The following is a 9,386-nucleotide window of genomic DNA, read 5'->3' as shown; positions in this document are numbered from 1 at the left end:
GAATTGACTTTTTCTTCGAACCAGGTACGGAAATACTCGTAGCAAAAAGTGGTGATGAAGTAGCCGCTATTCTAGCGGATCTATCCCCTGACAAAGTTAAAAACATAGGCCAAGCCGCCTACAGGAAAGTGCTTGACGCCCACACGTACAGCCATCGCGCAGCGCAGCTGGAGAAATTACTTTATTCAAAAATAAGACAACAAAAAAAGGTACTGGCATGAACATCGTAATACTTGGCCTATCGATCACCTCCTCCTGGGGCAATGGCCACGCCACCACGTTCCGCGGACTGGTTCGCGAACTGAATAACAGAGGACACCAGGTTTTATTTCTGGAGCGTGACGCGCCGCGGTATGCCAGTCACCGGGACCTGCCCGATCCGGAATATTGCCAGACCCAACTTTATACCTCCCTGGATGAACTGAAGAAGCGGTTCACGGAGCATGTGCGTCAGGCCGACCTGGTGATCGTCGGCTCCTATGTGCAGGAAGGCGTGCAGGTAGGGGAGTGGGTATGCAAAACAGCAAAAGGTATAAAAGCCTTTTACGACATCGATACGCCTGTTACGCTGGCCAAACTGGAGCGAGAGGACTACGAGTACCTGCGCCCGGATCTGATTCCGCGCTACGACCTGTACCTTTCCTGCACGGGTGGCCCAACGCTGGACCTGCTGGAAAAGAAGTATGGCTCGCCGATGGCACGTGTACTTTACTGCTCCCTGGATCCGGAGCTGTATTACTATGAGTACCGGGAGATCAAGTGGGACTTAGGCTACCTGGGCACTTACTCCGATGACCGGCAGCCCCCGCTCGATAAACTGATGCTGGAGGCGGCAAGGCAATGGCCGGAAGGGCGCTTCTCGGTGGCAGGTCCGCAATACCCCGAAAGCATCATATGGCCTGGCAACGTAAAGCACATTCAGCACCTGCCACCGACCGAGCACCGTGACTTCTATAACAGCCAGCGCTTTACGCTCAACGTTACGCGTGCCGATATGATCAAAGCAGGTTACTCTCCGAGTGTACGCCTGTTTGAGGCAGCTGCCTGTTGTACGCCTGTTATCACAGATTATTGGGAAGGCCTGGAGTCCCTCTTCGATTTTGAAACAGAAATCCTGGTATCCTACTCGGCCGCCGATACCTTGCGGTACCTGCGGGAGATCTGCAATACAGAGCGCAAGACTATCGGGTCCAGAGCCCGGAAAAAAGTCATGGCACATCACACGGCCGCACACCGGGCAGAAGAACTGGAAAGTTATGCGGCCGAACTGATGACGCTTGGCCCGTTGAATCAGGAAGAAGTTTCTGTGACCGGTTGATCCACTGGCACATACCGGTTTATAAAACGCAAGGGAGGGATGGAGGAGATAGGAGCGCTTGTATATGGTCTCATTCTTCACTTGTCCAACAGAACATAGACGGGTTGCAACTATACCTTAGGTGATATACCGGCTCTTAGCGAGAAGAAAATGGCCGGTGAGACCACCTTGGAGGGCTCCTGACTATGACCCCCCAAGCCATAACGTGCTCCTGCGGCCTGCATCCCAACGACCAGAACTTGAGGTATAGATAGTGGCACCGGACGAAGAACTGCAGTAACAGCAATAGAAGCAATCCGAGTACTTATCGGCACCTTGTCAGGACTGGTGGAATGCTTTAAAATAATGCGGGCAAAAATACTCTATGGTTTCCGGAGCTGACGCAAAGCCATAACGCTTACCTATACCTAGAGCCACGCTTGCTGTAACTTCTTTGCAGCGGGCGTGGCTCTCTTATGCTTTTTCACTGTAATTTTAAGTCGTACTACCTATAACTAAAAATGGGCACAAAAGGAATAGAGCGTTGGAAGACGCTGAAATCATACAATGTATTTGAACATAAATGGTACACCCTGCGACGCGACCATGTGGAGCTACCAAACGGGCTTGTCATGGACGATTATTTTGTGAGTGTCCGACCGGACGTCGTGCTCACTTTCCCGGTGACAGAAGATGGGCATGTGCTTTTTGTGCGACAGTACAAGCATGCAGCCGGTGACATCTTCATTGAGCTACCCGGCGGTGTGATCGATGCGCACGAGACAGACCCCCTGGAAGCTGCCAAACGGGAACTGCTGGAGGAGACCGGCTATACCTCAGATGACGTGGAGCCCATGCTGCAGGTGATCGATAATCCAACCAAGGATACCAACAAGGTTTCTTATTTCCTGGCCCGCAATGTGCGAAAAATAGCAGAGCAGGACCTCGACGAAAGCGAGCACATTGAAGTACTGAAAGTCCCCCTGGAGGAGGTGGAGCAAATGGTGCTGAGCGGCCAGGTAAACGTCGCCGGTTCGGTAGCCCTCTGCCTGCTGGCGCTGCGCAAGCTTGGGTATTAGGTAGTTTGCCCTCGCTCGCCAGAGGCAAGCGAGGGGTGTTTTCTATTTAATCAGCGTGGGGCATCCACCCGCCAGGCAGTAGCAGCGATCACATTGGTTCCCTTCCAGTGCAAGGTATAGCCGGCGCCGTTGTAGGCCAGGCTGAAGTCCGGGTGTAGCTGCAGCTCTTCCGACAGCACGGTGATAAGGTCGGAGTGCTGCACAGGACTAAAGCCGGCCCGGACCAGGCGGCGCTGCCAGGCTTCATTCCGTTCGTGGCGCTCTACACGTTGGCTGCCCTCACACGATACCACATTGATGATTTCCCTTCCGAAGAACTCCTGCTCTATGACCTGGCGCTCCGGCATGTCCGGTGGCAGCAGCGTGTCCAGCACATCAAATAGGGTATAGTAGTGGCGCAGCGACTCGCGCAGACGGGGCAGGTAGTCCAGCTTGTTGTGCTCCGAATCAGGCTCGGTCAGCGTAAACAGGGCCGGGCGGAGTGCCTTGATCTGGCGCAACACCCGGTCCCGCTCATCCGGCTCCGCTACCAGCTGATCGGGGATGTGGTGGAGTGTCAGGGCCGAGTTGACGACCAGTACCTGGTCAGGGGCAATGGTGAGCGTAGTCAGGTCCATCTCCTCCAGTTTGGAAGCTATACCTTCATAATTGAACCGGAGTCCCAGGCGACGGGCGTGCTCCTGCAGGCGCAGGCCTGTCTCACGGAGGCGCTGCTCCGGATCGCCGGCCGCTGCCGGAATGTCTATACCTGTGAGGTGAAGGGTAGGAGCCCCTTGTGGCAGCGCGGCCAGCTGTTCCATCAGGTGGAACCACTGCAGTCCGCTTCCGATACCCAGGTCCAGCAGGTATACCTCGCGGGCATCTGCTATGGCAGACAGGATGATGTGGTTGGCAAAACGATGGCCAAATGATACCAGCGGCGTTGCTTTCACCAGCACATTAAAAGCTGCGATCATATCCATCACGCCATAGGTGGAGTTGTACAGATTGCCGGCATGATGTGCGGTCTGCTGATTTCGGGCAGCAAAAGCGTGGGCAAAAGCCGTCGCAATGCGTGCTTCTGCACTGGTATGGCCTGAAGCGGCTGCGAACAGTTGCGCTGTTGCGGCTGCTGCGGCTTCAGTTGTACCCTCCTGCAGGGCATGGCCTGTTTCCAGAACCTGTGCCAGCAACGGATGTGGCTGGAGGTTGTAGGGGTTTAGTAAGTTTTCGAGCATGTAGATAAGGTGTTGTTGGTGTTCTTCCCGGCCTACCGTAATGCGCAGGGTATACGGATCCTCGGTCTTGCGGGCTAAAATGCCATGCTGCAGCAGGTGATCGTAAATGGCATCTGCCCGGATGCCGGCGTCCAGCAGCAGGAAGTTCCCCTGCGAAGGCCAGTACTGTATGCCCATCTGTTGCAGGGCCTGTTCCAGATGAGCTTTACCGGCCTGCGTGGCCTGCAGGGTTTGCTGCAGAAATGCTGCATCCTGCAGCGCTGCCAATGCTCCTACCTGGGCCAGCTGGTTTACATTGTAAGGCTGCTTGACCTGCAGCACCTGTCGGATCAGTTCTTCCCGCGCTGCCATGTACCCGATGCGCAGGGAGGCAAGCCCGTACGCTTTGGAGAACGTTCGCAGCACGATCAGGTTCGGAAACTGATCCAGGTAGGTAACAGCATCGCCGTAATCGGGAGCCGTCACATACTCTACATAGGCCTCATCCACGACCAGGATCACGTGCGGGGGCAGGTTGTGCAGCAGGTGGTCCAGTTGGGCCTGGGGCAGGTACGTGCCCGTCGGGTTGTTGGGGTTACACAGAAAACATAGTTTGGTGGTAGCGTCTACCTTCTCCAGCAAGGCATTTACATCTACCTGGTAGCTGCTGGTGAGCGGCACCTCCCGGAACGGAACCTGCAGGGCCTGCGCCTCCAGCCGGTACAAGGGGTAGGAAGGAGCCAGAGAAAGTATGCTGGCAGCACTGGCTGGACCACAGAAGGTACGCACCAGCAGGGAGATCAGCTCGGCAGACCCGCTGCCGATGATGATCTCTCCCGGTCGTATGCCCAATTTTCCCGCAATAGCCGCACGCAGATCGGCTGCATCCGGCTGCGGATAGGTATTGATCTGAAACAGAGCTTCCTGCAGAGCTTCGGTCACTTTCTGGGAAGCGCCAAACAGATTCTCGTTGGAAGCGGCATGATATATGGTCGGTTTATTACTCCCCATTCTGTCAGTCAAAATTGAAAAAGTATACCTGGTGCAGGTCTGAAAGTAGCAAGATACTTATTTAGAAAGGCATTCCTAATAAACGCCCGGCTTCCATAGTGAAAAAATAATACAGTACGGTTTTTAGTTTTAGTTGAGTTTAATTTATACCGAAGGGGGAGAATGAAACTAAGTGACCAGATATATTGTATATACAATAGTTACAAGGGAATCAATATGAAACTGGAAGATGAAATCAAAACGAGTGCATTCAGAAGTGCTTTTCACAAGGCGTCGCTGAATCTGATGTTTACAGGCGAATGGCTGATGGCCCGTATCGACAGCCTCCTGAAACCATACGATATCTCCTCGCAGCAGTACAACGTGTTGCGTATCTTGCGGGGGCAGCAAGGCCAACCCATTAACCTCTTCGAGATACAGGAGCGCATGCTCAACCGCATGTCCAATGCAACCCGCCTGGTGGAGAAGCTGCGCCAGAAAGGACTGGTGACACGGGAGCTATGCGAGGAAAACCGCCGCAAAGTGGAAATCTCCATCACGGACAAAGGCTTGCAACTGCTCGACAAGCTGGACCCGTTGATGCAGCAACTGGAAGAAAACTTATTCAAGGATGTTTCGGAGTCTGATGCCGAGAATCTGAGTAATACGCTGGATTCTATCCGGGCATAATTTCCCATCCAGACATAGCTGCAAGGTGCATCAAAAGTCAGCGGGCATTCATTTTTTCTCTTTTTGAAAAGCGCTTTTCGGAGTTTCTGCCCGGGGTATCCGGTATACCTCGCCGATACACCGGGCGCCGAGCCAAGCAGCCGGGGCAACATAGGCGTTTACCTTTGTAACTGAAACCTGCTCCAGGCGGTGCGCCCAGCTGCCTCCTTTGGCCACACCCTTTTGCAAGGTCATTTCTGCCACATTGCCCAGCAGGTGCGGGTAGTGGCCATTTCCCCCCTCTGGTTTTTTTTCAGCGGAAGGATGAACCCGCTCAGGCCGCAACTGGCCGTAGTAGAAGCCCTCATCAAATTTTTTCAGGCAATTAACGGCTGTATCGGGGTGTTGTGCCAGGTATAGGCTTAGGTCTTTTTGTTTATCTGGCCGGTTGTTGCCCAGGCTGTCGATGATGCTATAGGCAACGGCCCCGGTGGCTTTCGTTTTGTTCTGCCACTTGCCGCGTTTGCCCTGTGCTGCTGCAAGCTCCCATTCTGCTGCCGTGGGCAGGCGATACCTGAAAACAACCTCATACGCCTGCAGCTTATATTTTTTTTTGTTCTTCGGGTTTGCATTGAAGGCAGCCGAAGCCGCAGCAGAGCGCCAGATACAATAGTTCTGCATCTGCTCATAACTGATACCCACGACCGGGTAAAACCGAAATTCAGGTGAGCGCAGGTAGTTTTTCTTCATGTAACCGGTCACGTCCATTTCTTCCCAAACGCTGGTATCGGGCAGGGCGGCTGTGTAGCGCGCTGCACTGGAGTCTTTCTGAAGATGGTAAAGATATTCCAGCCAATGCACGTTGGTTAGCTCCGTCTCGTCCATGTACAGATTTTCCTGCAACCGTATACCTCCGGGTGGAACCGGCAAAGCAGGTTTGCCAGGGCCAGCCGTATACCACGCTGAAAAGTACGTCAGGATAAGAAGAAAAGAATAAAGCATAAAAACAGTCAGGACATCGTATGCAGCCAAAACGGATACCGGCTACTCAAGTTATAAAAAAATAGGAACAGAACCGCACAAACCAGCAGCTCATTCGGGTAGTCCGGCTTGCGGAAATAGGGGGGATCGGCGAATCCCGGTGGATCTTGCTGCGGATGCCAACCCTGCCTTCAGACAACCGTTAAAATGGCTATATAAAACCGAATCAAGCTATGGAACAGGACCAAACTACATTACTGAAAGATTATACCCTCGAGGAGAAAGGCGCCTATTTAGCTGCCCTTGCCACTATCGCATCTGCCGACGGACATGCATCCGACGAGGAACTGGAGTTTTTGAGAATCTTATGCGAGGGCGCTGAAATGCCCGAAAACGTGGAGCAGGAGGTGGTGGAAATTGCCCGCAACCCATCCCAGATCAGCCTGCAGCGTGCCCTGGATGTACTGAAAAAGAGCCAGTTGCGCTTCTCCTTTGTCACCGATATCATCAGTTTTGCCAAGGCCGACGGACAATATACCCAGGACGAGCAGAAGCGCATACAGGAAATGGCCGATTACCTGGGCGTGGACCAGAAGCAGTACAGCGTGCTGGAACAGTTTGTAAACAAGGCCGATGAAGCCCAGCAGCAGGGCGAAGATCCGACTTCGCAGTCATTTATGAGCAAGAATGGCTTTGGCGATATGTTCCAAAAGGCAGGCATTTCGCCACAAATGGTGCAGGGTATGCTGGGTATCGTAGCGCCGATCGTGATTGCGAAAATGATGAGTGGTGGCCGGCGCAGAAGCTATGGCGGTGGCATGATGGGTGGTTTAGGCGGCCTGGCCGGCGGCGGACTTCTGGGGGGCTTGCTCGGCGGGATGATGGGCGGCAGAGGCGGCCTGATGGGAGGCGGCAGACGCTCCACCAGCGGCCTGGGATCGATGGCCTCGGTGCTGGGCGGTCTGAACGGCAGAAGCCGGTATGGCGGCATGGGTTCGGGCGGACTCGGGGGCTTACTAGGTGGCCTGCTGGGTGGCAAAAAGGGAGGCACCAGTTGGTAGGCATCGCCTAACGGCTATACCTTTAATTACTATCTGAAATTGAACAGGAGCTGGCGGTATTATGCTTCCAGCTCTTGTTGTATCAGCCTTCTCAAGTCTTCCTCCCGCAGCAGCCCCCGCACCACTTTGTTGCCTATGATGAAAGTAGGAACTGCCTGTATACCTGCTTGATACGCATGCCGTAGTGCCTGCTGATGTACTTCCTTGTATTGGCGCGACTCCAGGGCCGGCCTGAAACCAGCTTCATTCAAGCCAATTTCCTCCGCCAGCCGGGTAATCACATCGATGTCCCCGATATCCTGATGCTCCTGGAAGAAAGCGGTGAACATACGATGGGTATATTTTGCTCCTACGCCATTTTCCTTTGCATACTGGTAGCCTTCAAATGCCAGGTGGGTATAAGGCTGCGGCGATACCTTGGGCAAATGGATTTCTATACCCAATTGCCTGGCCATCGGGTATACTGATTCTTTCCAGGTGGTTTGCAAATAATTATCCTCCGGTTTGAGGGTAGGAGTAGGGTAAGGGCGCAGCTCAAAGGGCATCCATTCTACCTGTACCCGCTCTTCCATACCTTCCAGGGCTCTCTCCAGCACCTGCTCCCCCAGGAAGCAGTAGGGGCAAACGTAATCCGAATATACATTGATCTGTAGCATGGCTTTTATCTTTATAGGATTTATCTACAGGTATAGGCATCCTTTTGTTTAAGCAAATTTGGTGAACGAGCAGTTGTACTTATCTTTTGCGTAGATTTAGAACTCTTATTTTACCTACCCGACACGATGCTAAAAAACAAAATCCTATACCTGGCATTGGCACTAAGCCTGTTTGCCTGTCAGCAGCAACCGCAGCAGCCTGCCGCCACTACACACACTCAGAAAGCTGAAACGAAGGTATACTACCCCGGCAAAGGAGATAAGTGGGAGAAGAAGCAGCCTGGGCAACTGGGTATGGACGCAGCACTGCTGCAGGAAGCGGTAGACTGGGCCAGGCAGCAGGAGACCACCCAGATGTCCAGGGACTTTTCTACGCAGGAAGAGATCTTTGGCCGGATGCTCGGCCCTATACCGAATGACAGAGCCAGCACCAACGGCATCATTTTGAAGAACGGTTACATCGTAGCGGAGTGGGGTGAGACGGACCGCGTGGATCCCACTTATAGCGTTGCCAAAAGCGTACTTTCCACCATCCTGGGCATCACCATTGACCGGGGTATGATAAAGGACATCCAGGACCCCGTGACTGCTTATGTGCAGGACGGCGGCTACGATTCGGAGCAGAACCGGAAAGTAACCTGGGAGCACCATGCGCGCCAGACGAGCGAGTGGGAAGGTGACATGTGGGGCAAAAAGCACGACTTTGTAGGCAAGAAAGAATATGGCAAAGGTGAACGCAAGCCGCGCGAGTTGCAGGAGCCGGGCACGTTCTACGAGTACAACGACGTGCGTATCAACCGTTTCGCCCTGTCGCTGCTGCGCCTCTGGAAGAAGCCTATACCGGAAGTTTTTAAGGAGGAAGTGATGGACCCGATCGATGCTTCAGACTCCTGGCAGTATGTTCCCTACCGCAACTCCTACGTGGAGATCGATGGCAAGCGCATGCCCTCAGTGAGTGGCGGTACCCGCTGGGGTGGCGGCCTCTGGATAAGTGCCCGCGACGAAGCCCGCTTTGGCTACCTGTTCCTGCGCAATGGCCGTTGGGAAGATAAGCAAATTGTGTCGGAGAAGTGGGTGAAGGAAGCTACTACAAAACGTGGCCCCGTTGGTCCTGACTACGGCTACCTGTGGTGGCTCAACACCGAAGGCAAGGCCTGGCCCAGCGCCCCGACTACCAGCTACGCTGCCTTGGGCGCCGGGCAGAACACGATTTGGGTTGATCCGGAGCATGACATCGTCATCGTCTGGCGCTGGCACAACGGCAATCCGGACGAACTTATCAAGCGGGTGCTGGCAGCGGTGAAGGAGTAGGTAAGTTTCAGGTATAATAACCGCAAGGCCCACTTCAGATCGCCTATGTATACCGCAAGTTTGAGCGAAGCAATAACTGGTGGTGGATTATAATGCCAGTTTGTAACTGGCGGAAATGCTGTTCCAGGTATAGCAACCTGGCGTTG

Annotated in this window: 9 protein-coding genes; 6 read left to right on the top strand and 3 right to left on the bottom strand. The window is 53.8% G+C overall.

Features of this window, described 5'->3' with window-relative positions; translation table 11 throughout:
* The 3 genes from OB13_RS08265 to OB13_RS08255 form a co-directional block, all read left to right on the top strand.
* The coding region (locus OB13_RS08265) for a glycosyltransferase family protein (protein ID WP_461489686.1) at positions 1–221 on the top strand (221 nt) is incomplete at its 5' end.
* Positions 218–1,318: a CgeB family protein gene (locus OB13_RS08260; RefSeq protein ID WP_461489685.1), complete on the top strand. Its 1,101-nt coding sequence runs from the start codon at positions 218–220 to the stop codon at positions 1,316–1,318. The genes OB13_RS08265 and OB13_RS08260, both read left to right, overlap by 4 nt.
* Before the next feature lie 500 nt (positions 1,319–1,818).
* Positions 1,819–2,376 carry an NUDIX hydrolase gene (locus OB13_RS08255; RefSeq protein ID WP_461489684.1) on the top strand — a complete coding sequence of 186 codons (558 nt, stop codon included), beginning with the start codon at positions 1,819–1,821 and terminating at the stop codon, positions 2,374–2,376.
* 50 nt (positions 2,377–2,426) lie between these two features.
* On the opposite strand, the gene hisC is transcribed toward OB13_RS08255, so the two are convergent.
* Positions 2,427–4,583, bottom strand: a complete 2,157-nt coding sequence (gene hisC, locus OB13_RS08250; RefSeq protein ID WP_461489683.1) for a histidinol-phosphate transaminase — start codon at positions 4,581–4,583, stop codon at positions 2,427–2,429.
* A 216-nt stretch (positions 4,584–4,799) separates the two neighbouring features.
* Here hisC and OB13_RS08245 point away from each other — a divergent pair, with 216 nt between their 5' ends.
* Positions 4,800–5,252: a MarR family winged helix-turn-helix transcriptional regulator gene (locus tag OB13_RS08245; protein ID WP_461489682.1), complete on the top strand. Its 453-nt coding sequence runs from the start codon at positions 4,800–4,802 to the stop codon at positions 5,250–5,252.
* Positions 5,253–5,300: 48 nt separating this feature from the next.
* On the opposite strand, the gene OB13_RS08240 is transcribed toward OB13_RS08245, so the two are convergent.
* Positions 5,301–6,161, bottom strand: a complete 861-nt coding sequence (locus OB13_RS08240; protein WP_461489681.1) for a formylglycine-generating enzyme family protein — start codon at positions 6,159–6,161, stop codon at positions 5,301–5,303.
* A 284-nt stretch (positions 6,162–6,445) separates the two neighbouring features.
* On the opposite strand from OB13_RS08240, the gene OB13_RS08235 reads away from it, so the two are divergent.
* Positions 6,446–7,273 (top strand): tellurite resistance TerB family protein, encoded by an 828-nt coding sequence (locus OB13_RS08235; RefSeq protein ID WP_461489680.1) that lies wholly within the window; start codon positions 6,446–6,448, stop codon positions 7,271–7,273.
* A gap of 59 nt (positions 7,274–7,332) precedes the next feature.
* On the opposite strand, the gene OB13_RS08230 is transcribed toward OB13_RS08235, so the two are convergent.
* On the bottom strand, positions 7,333–7,929 hold the full coding sequence (locus OB13_RS08230; RefSeq protein ID WP_461489679.1) for a DsbA family oxidoreductase: 597 nt from the start codon (positions 7,927–7,929) through the stop codon (positions 7,333–7,335).
* Between the two features lie 126 nt (positions 7,930–8,055).
* On the opposite strand from OB13_RS08230, the gene OB13_RS08225 reads away from it, so the two are divergent.
* Positions 8,056–9,240 (top strand): serine hydrolase domain-containing protein, encoded by a 1,185-nt coding sequence (locus OB13_RS08225; RefSeq protein ID WP_461489678.1) that lies wholly within the window; start codon positions 8,056–8,058, stop codon positions 9,238–9,240.
* The last annotated feature ends 146 nt before the right edge of the window (positions 9,241–9,386 follow it).

The sequence above is a fragment of the Pontibacter sp. HJ8 genome (genome assembly GCF_054824225.1).
This window is presented reverse-complemented; position numbering and strand designations above follow the sequence as displayed.